Origin of the sequence: Pseudomonas sp. NPDC090208 (assembly GCF_044746785.1) — a bacterium.
Classification (GTDB): domain Bacteria; phylum Pseudomonadota; class Gammaproteobacteria; order Pseudomonadales; family Pseudomonadaceae; genus Aquipseudomonas.
Genome location: NZ_JBIVCU010000002.1, coordinates 1 through 19,778 on the forward strand (window position 1 = coordinate 1; position 19,778 = coordinate 19,778).

A 19,778-nucleotide genomic window follows, 5' to 3' on the forward strand; every position below is an offset into this window, starting at 1 on the left:
AAAGCTGGCGCAGGTTGCATTTTCGCTGATGCGCAATCAGAGCGAATACGTTCCTGGGAGATGTTTGGGGAGTACAACCCAAACATAGAATCTCCCACGGCCTTCGGCCAGAAGCGGAGCGCGTCCACGATCAGCGCTTCATTGCCCTGACACCCCACACCCCCGTAGGAGCCGGCTTGCTGGCGAGCTGTTGTGTCAGGCGACATTGATGCAACTGACCCGACGCCTTCGCCAGCCAGCCGGCTCCCACGGCCTTCGGCCAGAAGCGGACCGCGTCCACGATCAGCCCCGCATCGCCCTGACACCCCACATCCCCGTAGGAGCCGGCTTGCTGGCGAACCTGGCTTTCAGGCAGCGTCAATCTAGAGCCAGACTGCATCCCATAACGGATAATCCTGTACCCGTTTCACCAGCCCGGCCCGAATCGGATTTGCAACGATATAGCGCGCAACGCTTGGCAAATCCTCATCACAACGGATGGCCCGATCATGGAATCCTCGCTGCCAGACAGCGCCGCTCCTTCCCAAGTGGGCATTTATTTCACGAGCTGCGCGGGATTTGGTCGCAAGTATCAGGTTCGACAGGTCACATGCCCCCAGTGAGAGCAGCCAGTGAAAATGATCCGGCATCACGACCCATGCCAATGAATCGGCCCACCCGTCCAGTTGGGCTCGTCGAAATTGATGCACCAGCAAGCGGCCGGTTTGCCAATCCTGGAACAGAGGCGTGCGGCTTCGGGTGACAGCAGTAATCAGATAAATCTGCTGGGTTTGAGAATGACGCCCGTAACGCAATCTGTCGGCGTGGTAAGTCTTTGGCACGCTTCACCCCTTCTTTCGATAAAGGAAAAAGGCTAGTGCGCTGACTTATTCGTTGAATGCCCAGTCTGCTTCTGGATGTGAATGGACGCGTGCCTTAGGCGAAAGACAGGCGGCAGGGCACACCGCGCATTTGTAGGAGCCGGCCAGAACGCGGGCGCGGTTCGTGTAAGTCTTGCCGATCGGTTTTATTCCCCGCCTCTTTGTATCGCACTGTGTACAGCCCCCCGAGAGATACATCTGCAAAGGCTTTGGCCTGTCCCGCGACACAGACGAGATACAGCCCCGCGATTAAATCTCCTCACCGAAAGGCGCCGCCGGTTTCGAACCTGAAACCTCAACAGGATGCCGGAACGGCCCACATTCTTAACGTGCAGGAGATGAGACATGAAGACTAAATACGCCGCCCTTGCCGCCACCCTGGCTCTGTCGCTGACCGCTATTGCCGGCACCGCTTCGGCGGCCGATCAGGCGCCGAAAGAAAAATGCTACGGCGTGTCCCTCGCCGGTCAGAACGACTGCGCCGCTGGCCCGGGCACTTCGTGCGCTTCCACCGCTGTCGCCGACTACCAGGGCAACGCTTGGGTGCTGGTGGACAAAGGCACCTGCACCTCGATCAAGACGCCGAAAGGCTATGGCTCGCTGACGGAACAGAAGTGATGCGCGGCTTGATTCTGGCGCCTGCGCTGCGGGCCGCCATGCCCGGCTTTCTGTTGCTGGTCGCGCGCATCGGTATCGCCTCGGTGTTCTTCCTCTCGGGACGCACCAAGGTGACCGGGCTGCTGACGATCAAGCCTTCGACTTACCAACTGTTCCAGTACGAGTACGCGCTGCCGCTGATTCCGACCGATCTGGCCGCGCACCTGGCGACCTACGCCGAGCATCTGTTTCCGGTGCTGCTGGTACTCGGTCTGGCGACCCGGCCGGCCGCTGCCGGTCTGCTGGCGATGACCGCGGTGATCGAGATGTTCGTTTACCCGGACGCCTGGCCGACGCACCTGACCTGGGCGGGCCTGTTGTTGCCGCTGGTGGTCTACGGCGCGGGGCGCTGGTCGCTGGACGAGCTGTTTTTCGGACGGTTTCGCACCGCCCGTCGTTGAACAAACAACCTGAAAACTGAACGGGGCCACCCGGCCCCTGTGGAGAGTCACCATGCGTACTGTTTCCAAACTCGCCCTTGGCGTCATGGCTGTGGCCGCCCCGTTTTTTGCCGCCGCCGCGACCCCGGCTGCCGCACCGGTACCAGCGACCGGCGCGAAGAACATCGTCATCGTTCACGGTTCGTTCGTTGACGGTTCGGGCTGGCGGGTCGTGCACGACATCCTGATCCACAAGGGCTACAAGGTCACCGTGGTGCCGCAGCCAGCCACCAACCTGGACGAAGATGTCGCCGCCACCCGTGAAATCCTCGACCAGCAGGTCGGTCCGGTGGTGCTGGTCGGTCACAGTTCCGGCGGCGGCGTGATCAGCGCAGCCGGTGTCCGCGACAAGGTCAAGGCGCTGGTCTACGTGGCCGCCCTGCAGCCTGAAGTCGGCGAAAGCATGGGCCAGTTGATCGCGTCGATGCCGTCGCCAAGCGATGACATCCGTCCGACCCGTGACGGCCACCTGTTCTTCGATCGCACCAAGTTCGCCACCGATTTCGCCGGTGACCTGACCACCAACCGCACCGACTTCATGGCCGCGTCGCAGCCTGCCGCGAACACCGCCACTTTCGGTGCCCAGGCCTGGGCCGCCGCGTGGCACAACAAGCCGACCTACGCCATCGTCGCCACCGAAGACCGTGCCCTGAACCCGGATCTGCAGCGCTGGATGTACAAGCGTGCCGGCTCCAAGGTCACCGAAATCAAGGCCAGCCACTCGGTGTACATCTCGCAGCCTGAAGCCGTTGCTCAAGTGATTGAAGACGCCGCCCTGGCGGTCAAGTAAGCCCGTTCGCTGACGTTGTTGATTGAACCCAAACCTATCGGAGAAACACCCATGATCGCTTCCAACAAATCCCGTTTCAGCATCGCCACCGCCGCCGCTCTGCTGGCCCTGGCTTCCGCTTCCTTCAGCGTCGGCGCTTCGGCTGCCGATGCCGGCGCCGAAAAGCCGGGCCGCTGCTACGGCGTCAACGGCTGCAAGGGTGAAAGCCTGTGTGCCACCGCCAAGAACGACTGCAAAGGCCTGAACAGCTGCAAAGGCCAGGGCGTGATCGTCAAGACCCCGTCCGAGTGCCTGAAGGCCGGCGGCACCTTGACCGAGCCGAAGTAAGCCTGCACAGAGCCCGCCTCGATGGCGGGCTTTTCTTTTCCCTATCGACGGCCTGTTCTGGCCGCCGCACCTCACGTCCACGTGAAGGATGACAACAATGAGCACCGTCCTGCCTGATCCGACCTCTGCAAAAGCGCCTGTCCAGCGCCTGACCGTCACCCGCTACACCAACGGCATCATCGGCCCGAGCCAGCCCATGCTGGGCCCGCTGGCCAATGGCGGCACCCTGATCACCGGCACGCCGCCGGGTTGCTGGGGGCCGATGATCACCCCGGCGTTCCAGGGCGGGCACGAAGTCACCGAACCAGTGGCCATCGAGGGGGCTGAAGTCGGCGATGCCGTGGCACTGAAAATCACCCGCATGCGCGTCACTTCCATCGCCACATCATCGGGTGTGATGAGCTTCGTCGAAGGCCGCTATCACGGCGACCCCTTCGTTTCCAAATTCTGCTCCGAATGCGGCACCGAGCACCCGGCGAGTCATGTCGAGGGCATTGGTGAAGACGCCATTCGGTGCGACAACTGCGGCGCCGAAGTCAACGCGTTCCGCTTCAGCAACGGCTATGTGATCGTGCTGGATCAGGAAAATCAGGTCAGCCTGACGGTCAATCAGGAGATTGCCAATCGCCTGGCTGGCAATGCTTCGGAAATGTCCGCGCTGCCGGAAACCGCCGAGCAGCATTCGATCCTGTCGCTGGCCCGCGCCGACATGCCGGGCTTGGCCGCGCACATGCGTCCATTCCTCGGCAACATGGGCACCACGCCGTCCCGCGATCTGCCGGACTCGCACAACTGCGCCGATTTCGGTCAATACCTGATCGGTGCGCCACATCGCTTCGGCATGACCCGCGAAGAGCTGCACGCGGCCAAGACCGACGGCCACATGGACACCAACTCGGTGCGTGAAGGTTGCATCCTGATCTGCCCGGTCAAGGTGCCGGGTGCCGGTGTGTACATGGGCGACATGCACGCTCAGCAGGGCAACGGCGAAATCGCCGGGCACGCTACCGATGTGTCGGGTGAAACCGAGCTGACCGTGGAAGTGATCAAGCACCTGACGATTGAAGGGCCGATCCTGCTGCAGAACTTCGACGACCTGCCGCCGATGGCACGGCCGATGACGCCCGAGCAACGGCGCAAGGTGCGCGAGCTGGGCGCGCGTTGGGGGCAGACCGAGATCGAAGAAAACGGCCCGATCACCTTCCTCGGCAGCGGGGAGAACCTCAACGTCGCCACCGAAAACGGCCTTGAACGTGCCGCTGCCGTGACCGGCCTGTCCTACGACGAAGTGCGCAACCGCGCGACCATCGCCGGCTCCATCGAAATCAGCCGTCTGCCGGGCACCGTGCGCGTCACCTTCCTGTGTCCGATGCACATCCTCGACCGCATGGGCATCGGCCATCTGGTGCGCGAGAAATATCAGCTCTGATGACAGCGTCCCGCGTAACACCCCCCACCTGTAGGAGCGCGCTTGCCCGCGAATACGTCAGTCCGGACACTGCGATGTCGACTGGACTGACGCCTTCGCGAGCAGAGCTCCCTCCCACGGCCTGCGGCCAGAATCAAAAGCCTTCATGCTCAACCTGTAGCAGGACTCCACACCTGTGGGAGCGTGGCTTGCCCGCGAAGGCGTCAGCCCAGACACTGCGATGTCGACTGGACTGACGCCTTCGTGAGCAGAGCTCCCTCCCACGGCCTGCGGCCAGAATCAAAAGCCTTCATGCCCAACCGGTAGCAGGACTCCACACCTGTGGGAGCGTGGCTTGCCCGCGAAGGCGTCAGTGCAGACAATGCCGCATTGCCTGACCCACCGCTTTCGCGGGCAAGCCCGCTCCTATAGTTTTTGCGCCATGCCGACTCTCACCAAACACCCCAATCCCGTGGGAGGGAGCCCTGCTCGCGAAGAGGCAGCCCAGACACTGCGATGTCGACTGGACTGACGCCTTCGCGAGCAGGGCTCCCTCCCACAAGGATCGTCCTCAGACCTTTTGTATCGAACTGTATATCGCCCCCGCGCAGATACATCGGCCCACGTTTGCCCCGACGGCGGGACACAGAGGGGATACAGGCGCGCGGTTAAATCTGTGTATCCCGTGACGACCTGGGCATGACTTATCGCCGGCGTCGTCAGCCACCTCTTTCAGTGGAGTACGCATGATGTCAGCAGTTTTTTCAGGCTATGGACTGGGTCTGCGCCGCGAGCACTACCGTGACTTTTTGGAAACCACCGTGCCGGTGGATTTCGTTGAAGTCATTTCGGAAAACTTCATGGTCGCCGGCGGCCAGCCGCGCCATATTCTGCGGCAGGTTCGCGAGCGCCATCCGGTGGTGCTGCATGGCGTGTCGATGTCCATCGGCTCGGCCGACGGCCTCAATCCCGACTACCTCAAGCGCCTGAAAAATCTGGTCGACGAGATCCAGCCGCTGTTCGTCTCCGACCACCTGAGCTGGTCGCGCATCGGCAGTTTCAACTCCCATGACCTGCTGCCGGTGCCCTACACCCATGAAGCGCTGGACCTCGTCTGCGCCAATATTTCCCGGGCCCAGGATGCACTGGGTCGGACCATGCTGTTCGAAAACCCGTCCAGCTACCTGAGCTTTCCCGATGCAGCGATGACCGAGTGGGAATTCATCGCCGAAATGTCCCGCCGTACCGGCTGCGAACTGCTGCTGGACGTCAACAACGTGTTCGTCAGCGCCAGCAACCATGGCTTCGATCCACTGGCCTTTCTCGACGGCATCCCCGCCGAACGCGTGCGGCAGATTCACCTGGCGGGTCACAGTCAGGGCCCGGATCTGCTGATCGACACCCATGACAGCCCGGTTTGTACCGACGTCTGGGAACTGTACGCCAAGGCGATTTCGCTGCTCGGCCCGGTCGCCACCATGATCGAGCGCGACGACGACATCCCGCCGCTGGCCGAACTGCTGGCTGAGCTGGCGATTGCCCGCAACCTCGGCGCCAAAGAGGCGCTGCGCCGCGCAGGAGATGCCGCATGATCCTGGCGACCTTGCAGCGCGACTTTCAGGCCTGGCTGGTCGAGGCGTCGGAAGATGCCGCCGATCGCCTGTCGGTGCATGCCGCTACCGGCCTGGCGGTCTACCAGAACAACTACCGGGTGCAACTGGTGACCTGTCTGGAAAACACCTTCCCGCACCTGCGCACCTGGCTGGGCGAAGACGAGTTCCGCAACACCGCCATCGCCCACATCGACCATTGTCCGCCGTACGCCTGGACGCTGGACGCCTATTCCGAGCACTTCGGCGAAACCCTGCTCAAGCGCTTTCCGCACAACCCGGATATCCACGAGCTGGCCTGGATCGAGCAGGCGCTGGGCGAAGCTTTCATTGCCGCCGATGCCGACCCGCTGGCGCCGGACGCTCTGGCGAGCATCGACTGGGACAACGCTCGACTGCATTTCACCCCATCGCTGCGCCTGCACGAACTGACCACCAACGTTGAGGCGATCTGGAGCGCGCTGTGCGAAGACCAGCCGGCACCGGAGAGCGAAATGCTCGCCATACCGGGCGGGCTGCTGGTCTGGCGGCGTGGCTTCACGTCACGGCTGCGCGATGTCGACGGCCTGGAATACGCCGCGTTGCTGCACCTGCAACAGGATCCGAGCTTTGTCGGCCTGTGCGAAATGCTGGTCGAGCAACTGGGCGAAAGCGAGGGCGTGGCGAAAGCCGGGGAACTGCTCGCCAACTGGCTGGGCAGCGAACTGATCACCGGTGTCGACAGCGACACTCAATCCGAGGAGCACCTGTAATGAACGGATTCACACTCAATCGCCGGCATTTTCTGGCGTCGTCCGCCGTGGGTATTGCCGCACTGGCTATGGGTAGCCTGGCCCCGGCGCTCGCCGCCAGAGAACCAGCTGCCGACAGCATCAAGCGGTTGGCCGCGCTGGCGCCTATCAAACAGGTCAGCACTGACATCCTCGACATCAGCTACTACGAAGCCGGGCCGGAAGAGGGGCGGGCGGTGATTCTGCTGCACGGTGCGGCGGGCGACATTCAGAGCTTCGCTGGCGTTGCGCCGTTGCTGGCTGCACAGGGTTTGCGGGTGATCGTGCCGTACCTGCGCGGGCACGGCAGCACCGTTTACCTGGACGACACCACGCCTCGTTCGGAAGAGCTGGCCGTGCTGGGGCAGGATGTGATCGACCTGATGAACGCCTTGCACGTCCCTGAAGCGGTGCTGGCCGGTTACGCCGAGGGCGGACGAGCTGCCAGCACCGCAGCGCTGCTCAAGCCGACCCGCTGTGTCGGACTGGTGTCGCTGAATCAGCCGCCGCAGGACACACCATCTGTCGTTGCCGACGTGGTGGTCACGCTGGCGAAGGAGGGCAAGTGGCGAACGTGATGTCCGCCGGCTGTTGCTGCTGGCCCAAGGCTGTGGGAGGGAGCCCTGCTCGCGAAAGCGTCGAGTCAGGCGCTGCAATGTCGGCTGGCCCACCGCTTTCGCGAGCAGGGCTCCCTCCCACCTGAGGCATCTGTCTGGCCGGTCGAATGTCTGCAGGTCGCGGGACAAGCCGCGCTCCTGCAAAAATCAGATCTGCTTCGTGGCAGGCTGGCGCGTTACACCCGAAACCGGCTGACCAGGGTATTGAACGACAGCGCCAGGCTGGACAGTTCCTGGCTGGCGGTATTGGTCTGCTGGGCACCGGCGGCGGTCTGGGTGGACAGGTCCTGAATGTTCACCAGGTTGCGGTCGACTTCACGGGCGACATTGGCCTGTTCTTCCGAGGCGGTGGCGATTACCAGGTTGCGGTCGTTGATTTGCGAGATACCGTCAGCGATCAGCTCCAGCGCCTGTCCGGCTTGATGGGCCAGGGCCTGGGTGTCGATCACCAGCGCCTGACTTTTGCCCATCGCGCCGACAGCCTGATCGGCGCTGTTCTGCACGCGGCTGATCATGCCTTCGATTTCCCCGGTCGAGGCCTGGGTGCGCGCGGCCAGCGCCCGCACTTCATCGGCAACCACCGCAAACCCGCGACCCTGCTCGCCCGCCCGTGCCGCTTCGATCGCAGCGTTGAGCGCCAGCAGGTTGGTCTGTTCGGCGATGCCGCGAATCACATCCAGCACCTTGCCGATGTCGCGCACCTGTTCGGCCAGGTCCTGGACCATGGTGGTCGACGATGCGATTTCAGTGGTCGCGCTGTTGATCGCGCTGACGGCGCTGCGGGCCTGATCACGGCCATTGATGGCTTGCTCGCTGGCGGCCCGCGAGGCTTCGGACGTGGACACGGCATTGCGCGCGACCTCCTCGACGGCGGAGGTCATTTCCGTGACGGCGGTGGCTGCCTGCTGGATTTCATCGTTCTGCCGCACCAGCCCGCGACTGGAGTTATCGGTGACGGCGGTCATTTCTTCCGAGGCGGATGCCAGTTGCTCCGAGGCGCTGGCGATCTGCTGGATGGTGCTTTTCAGGCTGTGCTGCATCTCGGCCAGGGCGCTGAGCAACTGGCCGGTCTCGTCGCGCCCGGTGCTGACGATGCGCTGGGTCAGGTCGCCTTCGGCAATGCTCTGGGCGCTGGCGACGGCACGGGCAATCGGCCTGCTGATCAGGCGACTGATGAACAGACCGAGGGCGATGGCCGCCACGAATGCCAGGCCGATGCCGGTGTACAGCGACACTTTCGCGGACGACTCCAGTTCAGCGGCGGCCGCTGCACCTTCGCCGACCTGGCGGTCGTTGGAGTTGGTCATGATGGTCAACTCGTCCATGACGCCCCGATAGGCTTTCTGCAGATCACCCAGCAGCAAGGCGCGGCCGTTTTCCACATCACCGGCCCTCATCAGCGCCACGTAACGCTGCACGATGGCCTGATACACCGGCCAGTCCCTTTCCATCTGATCCCCGGCGGCGCGCTCATCGTCGACCAGCGGGCGGGAGCGGTACAGGGCGAAGGCTTTCTCGCTGGCGGCCTGGTTGGCATTCATCGAGGCGATGAATTCGTCCTTCACGCTTTGTGGCAGCCCGGCCTGAGTCGCCACATAGAGCCGGTACATGTCACGGGTCTGGCCGACGGCCTTGATCTTGGCCTGGTCGGTGTTGGCGACGGACACCAGATTGTTGCCGAAGACCTGTCTCAGACTCTCCGAGAGCTGCGAAACGCCCCGGCTGCCCAGCACGCCAACGCCCAGCGTAATGAAGGCGCACAGCGCGAAAGCGGTGATCAATTTGGTCGAGAGTCTTGCATCCTGGGTCCAGCTCATCTGACGTCCTGCCGAGTGTTGTGATGATGAAAAACGCCGTATCGCCCTATGGCGACGAACGGTTGTCATATCTCTATCGGCGCGCTTGTCCATGGCTAAAGGGTTACTAAATGTTAATTTGCCATTAACCGCTCTATTCAGGGCTTTTAAGGCTGATTAAGGACGCGAATTGGCAGCTGGATTCGGGAGGTTTCCAGGGCTTGGCTACGCGGTTTCTGGCCTCGGTGGCACGCGAAAAGCAACGGAAGAGGGGACGGTTTTTGCGCAAAAATGGCACATTGGCGGTTTTGACTGAAAGTTGCCGCACCAGAGTTCAATAATTTTTCATTCCACGTAACAAATAATCACGGACCAGAAAGGCAGGATGGCGCTTATGCCGTCTTGTTTGTTGGTGATTTCTTCCATAAGTACCGTTATAGAGCGTTTTCACCAAATATGGCGGATGTGGCATTTTGCCGCTTTATTTTGTTGCAAGATGTTATCCTTTGTGAAATATTCAAAAAAATCATAAGACATCGTACCACTTAGGCCCCGCTTTTTCGGCTGACGGCCCGAGTGCGTTCGCGCTTCACACACCGTGGACAAAAACCAGAAAGCAGTCGCCTGAGGCAGGAATCATGTCGCGTTACGTGGGTAAGGGGAGGAGTGTGGGCCGGACCTTTGCAGGTCTGTTCACATTAATGGTCGTCAGCGCAGGTGCAGCCCATGGGCAGGCACTGGACGACAACGCATCGCCGGGCAAGCGCCTGGCCGTGGCAGCCGACTGTGTGGCGTGTCACACCGTGCCGGGGGGCAAGGCGTTTGCCGGCGGTTATCCGCTCAGCTCGCCAATGGGCACGATCTGGTCGACCAACATCACACCGTCGAAAACCGCCGGTATCGGCAATTACAGCGAAGCGGAATTTGCCCGCGCGGTGCGTGATGGCGTCACCGCTGACGGCACGCACCTGTATCCGGCGATGCCGTACACCTCGTACTCGAAAATGACCGACAGCGACATCGCCGCGCTGTACGACTATTTCATGCACGAAGTGCAGCCGGTCGATGCGCCGACACCGAAAACCGCGCTGGATTTCCCGTTCAATGTCCGCGCTTCGATGATCGGCTGGAACGCGCTGTTCCACAGTGACAAGCGCTTCACCCCGGACCCGGCCAAGTCGGCCGAGGTCAACCGCGGTGACTATCTGGTCAACGGCCTGGCCCACTGCGACACCTGCCATACCCCGCGCAACGTGCTGATGGCCGCTGACAACAGCAAGGCGCTGGCGGGTGGTGCGCTGGGCAGTTGGTATGCGCCGAACATCACCTCCGACAAGGTCAGCGGCATCGGCGCCTGGTCGGGCGACGAGATCTTCGCCTACCTGCGCAGCGGGCATGTCGAAGGCAAGGCGCAGGCCGCCGGACCCATGGCCGAAGCCGTGGAAAACAGCCTGCAACACCTGAGCGACGCCGACCTCAAGGCCATCGCCGCCTACCTGCTGCAGACCCAGCCGATCAGCAACGGCGAAAGCAAGGCCCGTCACGAATACGGCCAGGCCTCGACCGACGAGCTGACCCTGCGTGGCGGCAAGCCGGAAGACAATCCGGGCTGGCACATCTTCAGCGGCACCTGCGGCAACTGCCACCAACCCAATGGCCAAGGCAACAAGGAATACCCGTCGCTGTTCCACAACACCGCGACCAGCAGCAGCACCAATCTGATCGCCACCATCGTCTATGGCGTACACCGCGAAGTCGACGGCGTGGCCATCGACATGCCGGGCTTTGGTCCTGACGCGCTGTTCACCGACCGCTTGAGCGATCAGCAGATCGCCGACGTCAGCAACTACGTGCTCAGCCGTTACGGCCATGCCGACAAGACAGTGACCGCCGCCGACGTGGCTCAGGTTCGTGAAGGCGGCCCCAAGGCGCCGCTGGCGGTGATGGCGAAATTCACCGTCCCGGCAATCATCCTGGTCTGCGTGCTGATCGGCCTTGTGGTCTGGGCCCTGATGTCCCGCCGCCGTCGCCTGGAGGCCTGAGAATGGAGACTTCCCTGATGAACACTGCAACACCGGCGTCTGCCGAAATCTCTTCGGGCTTTTCCCGTCGCAGCCTGCTGCGCGGCTCGGTGACGCTGGGCCTTGCCGCCATGCTCGGTGGCCTGACGCCGCTGCAATCGGTCTTCGCCGCAGAAGTGTCGGCGGGCGACTTCATTGCGCTGTCGCAATTTCTGATCAGCCGTCCGGTCAATCCGGTGCTGGCGGCCCGTTATCAGGCGGCGCTGGCCAAACGTGCGCCGAACTTTGCCGGCAATGTCATCGCTCTCAAGCAACTGATCAGCGAGCAGGGCTACAAGCATGTCGATGAGTACCTGGCACAGGCCCAGCCCGATCCGTCGTTGAAAGCCACGGCGACCAGCATCGTTTCCGCCTGGTACCTGGGCATCGTCGGCGAGCCGGCCGATGCCGAGCTGATCAGTTACTCCGAAGCCGTGATGTACCAGCCGACCCACGGCATTCTCGCGATCCCCACTTACGGCGGCGGCCCTGCTTCCTGGGGCCCCAAACCAACAGCCAAGCAGGATTCCAACGTATGAGCAGCACTGATTTCGACGCCGATGTGGTGATCATCGGTTCCGGTGTCATGGGCGGTCTGATCGCCACTGACCTGGCCAAGGCGAACAAATCGGTGATCGTGCTGGAAGCCGGTCCCCGGGTGAACCGCCGCGACGTCGTGGAAACCTTCCGCAATGCCCCGGTCAAGCTGTCGCTGGCCAACGCCAAGTTGCAGGGCGCCGGCTCGCCGTACCCGAGCCTGCCCCACGCGCCGTCCACCTACGGTGACTATCTGCAACAGGTCGGGCCGGTGAAGTACAACACCTCCTACCTGCGTGTGGTCGGCGGCACGACCTGGCACTTCGGCTCTTCGCTGTGGCGCATGCTGCCCAACGATTTCAAATTGAAGTCGCTGTATGGCCGTGGCCGCGACTGGCCGATCAGCTATGACGAACTGGAGCCTTACTACGCGCGGGCCGAAACCGAGCTGGGCGTGTCCGGTGTCGACGGTCAGGACGAAAGCGGGCAGGGCGGTGAAGCGTTCCCGCCGCGTTCGATCCCGTACCCGATGGAAGGGCTCAAGCCGAGCTACATGTTCACCCGCCTGTCGGAGCTGCTGAGCAAGGGTGGCTACAACCCGATCCTCGAACCCAACGGCCGCGCCACTCGCCCTTACGGCAAGCGCCCGCCGTGCGCCGGCAACAACAACTGCAACCCGGTCTGCCCGATTGCCGCCAAGTACGACGGCTCGATGCACATCGACGAAGCGGAACGTCACGGCGCCAAGGTGCTGGACAACTCGGTGGTGTACAAGATCGAGGCGGGTGACGACGGCCAGATCACGGCGATCTGGTACATGCGCCCGGACAAGTCGAAGCACAAACTGACTGCCCGCTATTTCGTGCTCGCGGCCTACGGCATCGAGTCGCCGAAACTGCTGCTGATGTCGACCTCGGAGAAATACCCGAACGGCATCGCCAACTCTTCCGACCAGGTCGGGCGCAACCTGATGGACCACACCGGCATCAGCATGAACGTCATGACCAAGGAAGACATGTGGCCGGGCGAGGGGCCGACCCAGTTGCTGGTGTACCTGAACAGCCGCGACGGTGGTTTCCGCAAGGATTACCCGAGCTACAAGATCAAGGTGCGCAACACCGTGCCTACATCGCAGATCACCTCGAACCTGATCGCCAAGGGCGTGCTGGGCTCGAAACTCGACGAGCAGATCCGCCTGCAATCGGCGCGTTCGCTGAACTGGGCGGTGGACTTCGAAACCCTGCCGCTGCCGGAAAACCGTGTCACGCCGAGCAAGACCAAGTTCGACGCCATCGGCCTGCCGGTGCCGGAGATCTACTACAGCGTCCCGGACTACTGGCACGCCGGCAAAGAGAAAGCGGTGGAGGATCTCAAACAGTTCGCCAGCCTGCTCGATGCTGACATTCTCAGCACCGACACCGGCTTTCAGAACCGTCAGCACATCATGGGCACGACCATCATGGGCGACGATCCGAAAGACTCGGTGGTCGACCGCGATTGCCGCAGCCATGACCACCACAACCTGTTCATCGCCGGTACCAGCGTGATGCCGTCCTCGTCCTGCGTGAACCCGACATTGACCGGTGCGGCCCTGAGTATCCGCATTGCCGATGTGTTGGTGAAGGAGGTCTGAGCCGGTTGCATACCCCGTAGCAGTCCGGCTTGCCGGCGGTGGCGGTCCGCTTCTGGCCGCAGGCCGTGGGCGCCGGCTTGCTGGCGAAGGCGTCGGGCCAGTCAACTTCCAGGCCCACCGCAATCCCTTGTAGGAGTGAGCTTGCTCGCGATTGGCGTCTTATCAGTCAACCTCTCATTGACTGGTCCACTGCGATCGCGAGCAAGCTCACTCCTACGGACGGTGTTGAGGCGTAGGGATTACTCGGGCGCTTCTTCGCTCAACAACTCATTCAACGCATCCGGCTGGTTCTTGAACGCGCGGGCGAACACGTCGCGGTTCTTGGCCATGTAAATACCGGCCTCCTCAACCTGTGCCTCGGACAGCGACGGCACTGCCTTGGTCAGCACGCTAGCCAGCAACTCGGCGAGTTCGAGCATCTTGTCATGACGGTCAGCTTCGGCTTTATCCATGAACAAGCGCTCCAGATCGCGGCTGCTGCGGTATACCACTTCGACGGCCATTTACCACCTCATATGCCTTCACGATAGTCGTTGTGAAATAAGTACTGTGTTTATATACAGTGCGCAGCATACGGCAATCACTGCGGCCTGAATAGTGGCAATTCACTCCTCGTCACGCCGAAACACCTTGCGACAACCGGTCACGTTCTCAAAGGTAGCCCATGGCCCCTTAAATGCACTGACACAAGCGTCACACGTGCATTGCATCATCCGTACCGGGCAACTCAAGGAAGTTCATCGTGAAAATCAACTGGGCCGAATCCCTCCGTCAACGTGTCCACGGTTGCGCCGAGTCGCTGGGCAACCTGTTCGTGGAAACCTTCCACTACCTGGCGCTGTTCGCCATCGGCGCGGTCACCGCATGGGCGGCGGTCATGGCGTTTCTCGGGATGCTGGAGAAAGGCCACATCACCGTCGATGACATCCTGCTGCTGTTCATCTACCTGGAACTGGGTGCGATGGTCGGGATTTACTTCAAGACCAACCACATGCCCGTGCGCTTCCTGATCTACGTGGCAATCACCGCGTTGACCCGCCTGCTGATCTCCGACGTGTCGCACCATGCGCCAGCGGACCTGGGCGTTGTGTACCTCAGTGGTGCAATCCTGCTGCTGGCCTTCGCGATCCTGGTGGTGCGCTACGCGTCGTCGCAGTTTCCATCGGTAAAAGTGCCGGACCCGCACAGCAACAAGAAGGGTGCGCTGGTGGAGGAGAAGGGGGAGATTTGATGGGGTGTTGTGTCGGGCATCTGTCTGGTCGCCGGCACAGCGTTTCTGTGGGGGAGTCCTGCTTGCGAAGGCGTCAGGCCAGGCGCTGCGAAGTTGACTGACCCAACGCTATCGCGAGCAAGCTCACTCCTACAGGCCCTCGGCCAGAATCAAAAGCCCCTGCGAGCAACGCCAGATCTGTAGGAGCTGGCTTGTCCTGCGACCGGCGACGGAGTCGTCGTAAATCCGGTAAACGCGCTGTATCAGGTCAACCGCATTCGCAGGTTTTACGACGGGTTCCCCGCCGCTCGCAGGACAAGCCAGCTCCTACAAAAAAAGTGTTTACCGCTGCAGCCTTGGCTGCACCGAGTCCGCCAGGCGGGTGAGGATCAGGCAGCAGGACACCGCTCCGGCATCCAGCACGCCGAGTGAGCGTTCGCCCAGGCGGCTGGCGCGGCCGATCTTGGCGACCAGATCCCTGGTCGAATCACGCCCCTGCGATGCAGCCGTTTTTACCTGTTCCAGCATCTGCCCGAACGACGCGCCCTCGGCGCTGGCCTTTTCCGCGGCTTCCACCGCTGGAATCAACGTGTCCATCAGGCATTTGTCGCCGACGCCGGCGTCGGTGATGTCCTGCAACGAGGTCAGGCCGCCGCGCAGCAGTTGAGCGAAGCGCGCGGCGTCGATGGTTTCACTGTCGCGCACTTCGTTGGCCATGCCGATGAACAGGCTGCCGTACAGCGGGCCCATGGAGCCGCCGATGCCTTCCATCAGGCTCAGGGTCAGTTCGTCGAGGGCTTCGGCCAGTGAAAGCTGTCTGCCTTCGATGCTGCGCCCGCAATGGGCAAAGCCCTTGGCCATGTTGATGCCGTGGTCGCCGTCGCCGATGGCGCCGTCCACTTCGCTGAGGTATTCGCGGTTGGCGACGATCACGCTGACCAGATCGCCGACGATGGCGCTGCCGTCAGCGCTGGAAAAGTGCTGGCTCATGGTTCACTCCGTCTGGGTCATGCCGATGGACTGGCAGGGTTGGTCGATCAGGGTTTTCAGTTCGTCGTCCAGACCGAGCAGGGTCAGGGTCACGCCTATCATTTCCAGCGAGGTGAAGTAGTTGCCGACGTAGCAGCGATGCACCTTCAGGCCTTTCTCGGTGAGCAGCCGCTCGACCTCGGCGTAGAAAATGTACAGCTCCATCACCGGCGTGGCGCCGAGGCCCGACACCAGCACCACAACGCTGTCGTCCCGGCTGAAATCACGGTCGGCGAGGATCGGCTTGAGCATGCGCTCGGCCATGGCGGCGGCCGGTTCGATGGGCACCACTTCGATGCCTGGTTCGCCGTGGTGGCCGATGCCCAGTTCCATTTGCCCGTCGGGAATCTGGAAGTTCGGCTTGCCCACCGCCGCGATGGTGCACGGGGTCAGGCCGACACCGATGGAACGGCAGTGGTCCACGGCCTTTTGCGCGACGCGAATCACGCCGCCCAGGTCGTAACCCTGTGCCGCCGCCGCGCCGCCGATTTTCCACATGAAGATTTCCCCGGCCACACCGCGGCGCTTGTGGATTTCTTCTTTCGGCGCGGAGGCCACGTCGTCGTTGGCGACCACGGTGCGCACTTCGAGGTCTTTACTGGCGGCCATTTTCATGGCCAGTTTGACGTTCATGTTGTCGCCGGCGTAGTTGCCGTACAGGCAGGCGATACCCGCGCCATGATCGGCGGCGCGGAAGGCGTCGAAGAAGCTTTTCGCGGTCGGCGAGGAAAAGATTTCCCCGACCGCCACGGCGTCGACCAGGCCCTGGCCGACATAGCCGAGAAACGCCGGTTCATGGCCGGAGCCACCGCCGGTGACGATGCCCACGCGGCCGGCAGGCGAGGCCTTGGCCTTGGTGATGACGCGGGGATTGTTTTCGTGCTGACGCAGGTGCGGATGGGCGACGAGGATGCCGCGCAGCATGTCCTCGACTACCAGATCCGCATCGTTGATGACTCGATTCATGACGCGTTTCCTTGTTCTTTTTCTTGTTGAAGCGTGTTGATACGTGCCTGTCGGATCAGGGCTCCAGCACGACTTTCAGCGAGCGGTCGCCGCGTTCCATGACAGCGAAGGCTTCCTTGAAGTCGGCCAGTGCGAATTTGTGCGTGACCACATCGCGCATGTCAATCTTGCGGTTGCCGATGAAATCGATGGCGCGCGGGTACATGTACGGCCCCAGGTGCGAACCGAGCACGTCGAGTTCCTTGCGGTCGCCGATGATCGACCAGTCCACGGTGGCTTCGTCGTTGAACACGCTGAACTCGACGAAGCGCCCCAGTTTGCGCAGCATCGCCAGGCCCTGGTTGACCGCCTTGTGGTGCCCGGTGGCTTCTATATAGATGTCGCAGCCGTAGCCGTCGGTGATGTCGCGGATTTTCTTCTGCACGTCTTCCTGTGCCGGGTTCCACACTTCGTCGGCGCCCATGCGCAGGGCGAGTTCGGCGCGCTCGGGTTTCATGTCCAGCACGATCAGGCGTTTCGGGTTGCGCAGGCGCACCGCGCCGATGATGCCCAGGCCCAGCGTGCCGGCCCCGGCGACCACCACCACGTCGTCGAGGCCGACGTCGGCGCGGTCAGCGGCGTGCAGCGAGCAGGCCAGCGGTTCGATGAGGATGGCTTCGTCCGGAGCGATGGCGTCAGGCACTTTGTGCACGATGCCTTCCTTGGTGAAGATCATGTATTGCGCCATGGCGCCCTGCACGTTGTTCTGGAAACCGTACAGGTCGTGCTTCTGGCACATCCAGTACTGGCCGTGGTTGCAGAAGCGGCAGCCCCAGCACGGCACGATCTGTTCGGAAATCACCCGGTCGCCGACTTTCACGCCGCGCTTTTCCGCGCCGGGGCCGAGGGCGACCACACGGCAGACGAATTCATGGCCGGGGATCATTGGCGGCTTCACGTAGCGCGGCTGTTCATCGTCGCCCCAGAAGGACGGCGCGCCGCGATAGGTCTTGATGTCGCCCATGCAGATGCCGCACAGCTCGACCTTGGTCAGGATTTCTTCCGGGCCGGGTGTCGGCACCGCGACCTGTTCCAGCCGGTAGTCTTCCGGGCCGTAGCAGACCACCGCCTGCATGGTGGCCGGGATCACCGGGTTGAGGTGGTCGCTGGAGGTGCTGGTGGCCGGTGTGCGTTCGATGACGGCAGACATAAAAAACCTCACGAAAAAGAAAAGATGCAAATCACTGAATGCTGTAACCGCCGTCGATCACCACGTTTTCGCCGGTGATCATTTGCGCGGCGCCGCTGAGCAGGTACAGGACCAGCCCGGCGATTTCTTCGGGCTGGGCGAAACGGCCCACGGGAATCTGTTTTTTCGCCTGTTCACCGCGCTCGCCCGCCCAGGCTTTCTTGCCCAGCGCGGTTTCGACGATGGTCGGCGACACGGCGTTGACGGTGATGCCGTGAGGCGCCCATTCCATGGCCAGCACCTTGGTCATGCCGACCACCGCTGCCTTGCTCGCGCAGTAGGCAACGTGCTGGTCCAGGCCAATGACGGCGGCTTGCGAGGCGAGGTTGACGATGCGCCCGCTGCCTTGGTCGATCATGTGGCGGGCGCAGGCCTGGGCGACGAAGAAGCTGGCCTTGAGGTTGATGTCGAGGGTGGTGTCCCACGCCTCTTCGCTGACATTCAGCGCCTTGTCGAGAAACACCACGCCGGCGCTGTTGATCAGGAAATCGATGCGACCGAAACGGGTCGCGACGCTGTCGACGGCGCGCTGCACCTGGTCGAGCTGGCGCAGGTCGGCGACCACGCCGACATGTTCGCTGCCCAGTTCGGCGGCGACGTTCTCCACACTCGGGTCGCGGTCGAGCAGGGCGACCCGCGCACCGCATTCGGCGAGCAGGGTGGCGCAGGCCTGGCCGATCCCGGCGCCAGCACCGGTGACGACGGCGGTCTTGCCCGTGAGGTCGAAGGCGCGTTTGAGAAATCCGGACATCGAATGGCTCCTTGCAGGGCGGGCCAGCACAGCCCGCCCCGGTTGCGGTGGACGAAAAGCCTTACTTGGCGGCGGTGACCTGCTGATACAGCGCGTCGGCGTTGGTGTGCACCACCGGCACCCACGGCAGGATGTACAGCTGGTCCTTGCCATCAGCCCATTTCACGTCTTTGGCGTAGCGCTCCCAGATCACCGAGCGCGGCTTGTAGTCGGCGCCGATGAGTTTTTTCAGGGCCACGTCGAGGGCGCCCTGGGATTGCGCCTGAGCGTCTTGCAGGAAGGTGGTGACTTCGCCTTTTTTCGCCGCCTGAATCGCGTCAGGCATGCCGTCGATGGAGGTGATCGGCACGTCTTTCGGCGACAGGCCGCGGGATTTCACCGCCTGCAGCGCACCGAGGGCCATGTCGTCGTTCTGCGCGATGATTCCGGAGATGCCGCCGTTGGGGTGGGCGTTGAGCCAGTCTTCGGTGAGGGTCAGCGATTCGGCCCGCGACCAGTTGGCGGTCTTCATTTCGATGACCTTGATGTCCGGGTTTTTCTTGAGAATTTCCATCTCGCCTTTTTCCCGGTCGATCTGCGCCGACTGGCCGATCGGGCCCTGGATGATCACCACGTTGCCCTTGCCGCCGATCTTGTCGACCATCGCCTGGGCTTGCAGGCGGCCGCCTTCGACATCGTCGTTGCCGACATACGGCACCTTGTCACCGGCCACCTTGGTGTTGGAGGCGATCACCGGCACCCCGGCTTCCTCGGCGCGGGCCACGGCGCCGACACCGGCCTTGGTGTCGATGGGCACGAAGATGATCGCGTCGTAATGCTGGGTGACCATGGTTTCGATCTGGTTGTTCTGGGTCAGCGCGTCGTAGTTGCCGTCGAACACGGTGATCTGCACGGTGCCGTCCTTGACCGCCGGGTGCTCCTTGATTTCACGGACCCAGTTCTGCATGAACTGGCCCTTGAGGCCGTACACGGCGGCGCCGATCTTGTAGGTCTGCGCCTGGGCAATGCCGGTGGCGAGGGCGGAAAGGGCCAGGGCGGCCAGTAATGTCTTGCCTGCTTTCATGAACGAACTCCTTGTTGTGGTCTTGT

At 62.5% G+C, this 19,778-nt stretch carries 20 protein-coding genes and 1 pseudogene; 12 read left to right on the plus strand and 9 right to left on the minus strand.

The window, feature by feature from the left end; genetic code table 11:
• Window positions 1–362: 362 nt before the first annotated feature.
• Window positions 363–821, minus strand: a complete 459-nt coding sequence (locus tag ACIPL0_RS03040) for an REP-associated tyrosine transposase (RefSeq protein WP_400593879.1) — start codon at window positions 819–821, stop codon at window positions 363–365.
• Between the two features lie 384 nt (window positions 822–1,205).
• Between ACIPL0_RS03040 and ACIPL0_RS03045 the strand changes: the two genes are divergently transcribed.
• The 8 genes from ACIPL0_RS03045 (at window position 1,206) to ACIPL0_RS03080 (ending at window position 7,440) form a co-directional block, all read left to right on the plus strand.
• Window positions 1,206–1,478: a DUF2282 domain-containing protein gene (locus ACIPL0_RS03045; RefSeq protein WP_400593877.1), complete on the plus strand. Its 273-nt coding sequence runs from the start codon at window positions 1,206–1,208 to the stop codon at window positions 1,476–1,478.
• Window positions 1,478–1,918 carry a DoxX family protein gene (locus tag ACIPL0_RS03050; RefSeq protein WP_400593874.1) on the plus strand — a complete coding sequence of 147 codons (441 nt, stop codon included), beginning with the start codon at window positions 1,478–1,480 and terminating at the stop codon, window positions 1,916–1,918. The genes ACIPL0_RS03045 and ACIPL0_RS03050 overlap by 1 nt, the downstream gene beginning before the upstream one ends.
• 52 nt (window positions 1,919–1,970) lie before the next feature.
• Window positions 1,971–2,747: an alpha/beta fold hydrolase gene (locus tag ACIPL0_RS03055; protein WP_400593871.1), complete on the plus strand. Its 777-nt coding sequence runs from the start codon at window positions 1,971–1,973 to the stop codon at window positions 2,745–2,747.
• Window positions 2,748–2,798: 51 nt separating this feature from the next.
• On the plus strand, window positions 2,799–3,074 hold the full coding sequence (locus ACIPL0_RS03060) for a hypothetical protein (RefSeq protein WP_400593868.1): 276 nt from the start codon (window positions 2,799–2,801) through the stop codon (window positions 3,072–3,074).
• A 97-nt stretch (window positions 3,075–3,171) separates the two neighbouring features.
• Entirely contained in the window at window positions 3,172–4,503 is a 1,332-nt protein-coding gene (locus ACIPL0_RS03065) for an acetamidase/formamidase family protein (RefSeq protein WP_400593865.1), read from the plus strand.
• A 725-nt stretch (window positions 4,504–5,228) separates the two neighbouring features.
• Complete coding sequence (locus tag ACIPL0_RS03070) at window positions 5,229–6,074, plus strand: DUF692 domain-containing protein (protein ID WP_400593862.1); 846 nt, start codon at window positions 5,229–5,231, stop codon at window positions 6,072–6,074.
• On the plus strand, window positions 6,071–6,844 hold the full coding sequence (locus ACIPL0_RS03075; protein ID WP_400593859.1) for a putative DNA-binding domain-containing protein: 774 nt from the start codon (window positions 6,071–6,073) through the stop codon (window positions 6,842–6,844). The genes ACIPL0_RS03070 and ACIPL0_RS03075 overlap by 4 nt, the downstream gene beginning before the upstream one ends.
• Complete coding sequence (locus tag ACIPL0_RS03080) at window positions 6,844–7,440, plus strand: alpha/beta fold hydrolase (protein ID WP_400593856.1); 597 nt, start codon at window positions 6,844–6,846, stop codon at window positions 7,438–7,440. Before ACIPL0_RS03075 ends, ACIPL0_RS03080 begins: the two co-directional genes overlap by 1 nt.
• Window positions 7,441–7,655: 215 nt before the next feature.
• Here ACIPL0_RS03080 and ACIPL0_RS03085 read toward each other — a convergent pair whose 3' ends face one another.
• Complete coding sequence (locus ACIPL0_RS03085; RefSeq protein WP_400731326.1) at window positions 7,656–8,519, minus strand: methyl-accepting chemotaxis protein; 864 nt, start codon at window positions 8,517–8,519, stop codon at window positions 7,656–7,658.
• Window positions 8,514–9,389 (minus strand): annotated as a pseudogene (locus tag ACIPL0_RS03090) (MCP four helix bundle domain-containing protein); the annotation flags it as partial. The gene ACIPL0_RS03085 and the pseudogene ACIPL0_RS03090, both read right to left, overlap by 6 nt.
• A gap of 524 nt (window positions 9,390–9,913) precedes the next feature.
• Between ACIPL0_RS03090 and ACIPL0_RS03095 the strand changes: the two are divergent.
• From ACIPL0_RS03095 to ACIPL0_RS03105, 3 genes are read left to right on the plus strand one after another with little or no spacing between them, the layout of a single operon-like run.
• Window positions 9,914–11,317: a c-type cytochrome gene (locus ACIPL0_RS03095; protein WP_400593853.1), complete on the plus strand. Its 1,404-nt coding sequence runs from the start codon at window positions 9,914–9,916 to the stop codon at window positions 11,315–11,317.
• Between the two features lie 2 nt (window positions 11,318–11,319).
• On the plus strand, window positions 11,320–11,874 hold the full coding sequence (locus ACIPL0_RS03100) for a sugar dehydrogenase complex small subunit (protein WP_400731289.1): 555 nt from the start codon (window positions 11,320–11,322) through the stop codon (window positions 11,872–11,874).
• A complete protein-coding gene (locus ACIPL0_RS03105) occupies window positions 11,871–13,505 on the plus strand; it encodes a GMC family oxidoreductase (RefSeq protein ID WP_400593848.1) in 1,635 nt (544 codons plus the stop codon). The genes ACIPL0_RS03100 and ACIPL0_RS03105 overlap by 4 nt, the downstream gene beginning before the upstream one ends.
• A gap of 239 nt (window positions 13,506–13,744) precedes the next feature.
• Here ACIPL0_RS03105 and ACIPL0_RS03110 read toward each other — a convergent pair whose 3' ends face one another.
• Window positions 13,745–14,008, minus strand: a complete 264-nt coding sequence (locus tag ACIPL0_RS03110) for a YebG family protein (RefSeq protein WP_400593845.1) — start codon at window positions 14,006–14,008, stop codon at window positions 13,745–13,747.
• Window positions 14,009–14,247: 239 nt separating this feature from the next.
• On the opposite strand from ACIPL0_RS03110, the gene ACIPL0_RS03115 reads away from it, so the two are divergent.
• On the plus strand, window positions 14,248–14,736 hold the full coding sequence (locus tag ACIPL0_RS03115; RefSeq protein ID WP_400593842.1) for a phosphate-starvation-inducible protein PsiE: 489 nt from the start codon (window positions 14,248–14,250) through the stop codon (window positions 14,734–14,736).
• 321 nt (window positions 14,737–15,057) lie between these two features.
• Here ACIPL0_RS03115 and dhaL read toward each other — a convergent pair whose 3' ends face one another.
• From dhaL to ACIPL0_RS03140, 5 genes are all read right to left on the minus strand, one after another.
• Window positions 15,058–15,705: a dihydroxyacetone kinase subunit DhaL gene (dhaL, locus tag ACIPL0_RS03120; RefSeq protein WP_400593839.1), complete on the minus strand. Its 648-nt coding sequence runs from the start codon at window positions 15,703–15,705 to the stop codon at window positions 15,058–15,060.
• A gap of 3 nt (window positions 15,706–15,708) precedes the next feature.
• Entirely contained in the window at window positions 15,709–16,710 is a 1,002-nt protein-coding gene (locus tag ACIPL0_RS03125) for a dihydroxyacetone kinase subunit DhaK (RefSeq protein WP_400593836.1), read from the minus strand.
• 55 nt (window positions 16,711–16,765) lie between these two features.
• Entirely contained in the window at window positions 16,766–17,899 is a 1,134-nt protein-coding gene (locus ACIPL0_RS03130) for a zinc-binding dehydrogenase (protein WP_400593833.1), read from the minus strand.
• Window positions 17,900–17,930: 31 nt separating this feature from the next.
• Window positions 17,931–18,689 (minus strand): SDR family oxidoreductase, encoded by a 759-nt coding sequence (locus tag ACIPL0_RS03135; protein ID WP_400593830.1) that lies wholly within the window; start codon window positions 18,687–18,689, stop codon window positions 17,931–17,933.
• A 61-nt stretch (window positions 18,690–18,750) separates the two neighbouring features.
• On the minus strand, window positions 18,751–19,752 hold the full coding sequence (locus ACIPL0_RS03140; RefSeq protein ID WP_400593827.1) for a substrate-binding domain-containing protein: 1,002 nt from the start codon (window positions 19,750–19,752) through the stop codon (window positions 18,751–18,753).
• Window positions 19,753–19,778: the final 26 nt, after the last annotated feature.

Coding starts and splice junctions, on each gene's coding strand:
- ACIPL0_RS03045 (WP_400593877.1), top strand. CDS start 1,206: ATGAAGACTAAATACGCCGCCCTTGCCGCCACCCTGGCTCTGTCGCTG.
- ACIPL0_RS03050 (WP_400593874.1), top strand. CDS start 1,478: ATGCGCGGCTTGATTCTGGCGCCTGCGCTGCGGGCCGCCATGCCCGGC.
- ACIPL0_RS03055 (WP_400593871.1), top strand. CDS start 1,971: ATGCGTACTGTTTCCAAACTCGCCCTTGGCGTCATGGCTGTGGCCGCC.
- ACIPL0_RS03060 (WP_400593868.1), top strand. CDS start 2,799: ATGATCGCTTCCAACAAATCCCGTTTCAGCATCGCCACCGCCGCCGCT.
- ACIPL0_RS03065 (WP_400593865.1), top strand. CDS start 3,172: ATGAGCACCGTCCTGCCTGATCCGACCTCTGCAAAAGCGCCTGTCCAG.
- ACIPL0_RS03070 (WP_400593862.1), top strand. CDS start 5,229: ATGATGTCAGCAGTTTTTTCAGGCTATGGACTGGGTCTGCGCCGCGAG.
- ACIPL0_RS03075 (WP_400593859.1), top strand. CDS start 6,071: ATGATCCTGGCGACCTTGCAGCGCGACTTTCAGGCCTGGCTGGTCGAG.
- ACIPL0_RS03080 (WP_400593856.1), top strand. CDS start 6,844: ATGAACGGATTCACACTCAATCGCCGGCATTTTCTGGCGTCGTCCGCC.
- ACIPL0_RS03085 (WP_400731326.1), bottom strand. CDS start 8,519: ATGCAGCACAGCCTGAAAAGCACCATCCAGCAGATCGCCAGCGCCTCG.
- ACIPL0_RS03095 (WP_400593853.1), top strand. CDS start 9,914: ATGTCGCGTTACGTGGGTAAGGGGAGGAGTGTGGGCCGGACCTTTGCA.
- ACIPL0_RS03100 (WP_400731289.1), top strand. CDS start 11,320: ATGGAGACTTCCCTGATGAACACTGCAACACCGGCGTCTGCCGAAATC.
- ACIPL0_RS03105 (WP_400593848.1), top strand. CDS start 11,871: ATGAGCAGCACTGATTTCGACGCCGATGTGGTGATCATCGGTTCCGGT.
- ACIPL0_RS03110 (WP_400593845.1), bottom strand. CDS start 14,008: ATGGCCGTCGAAGTGGTATACCGCAGCAGCCGCGATCTGGAGCGCTTG.
- dhaL (WP_400593839.1), bottom strand. CDS start 15,705: ATGAGCCAGCACTTTTCCAGCGCTGACGGCAGCGCCATCGTCGGCGAT.
- ACIPL0_RS03125 (WP_400593836.1), bottom strand. CDS start 16,710: ATGAATCGAGTCATCAACGATGCGGATCTGGTAGTCGAGGACATGCTG.
- ACIPL0_RS03130 (WP_400593833.1), bottom strand. CDS start 17,899: ATGTCTGCCGTCATCGAACGCACACCGGCCACCAGCACCTCCAGCGAC.
- ACIPL0_RS03135 (WP_400593830.1), bottom strand. CDS start 18,689: ATGTCCGGATTTCTCAAACGCGCCTTCGACCTCACGGGCAAGACCGCC.
- ACIPL0_RS03140 (WP_400593827.1), bottom strand. CDS start 19,752: ATGAAAGCAGGCAAGACATTACTGGCCGCCCTGGCCCTTTCCGCCCTC.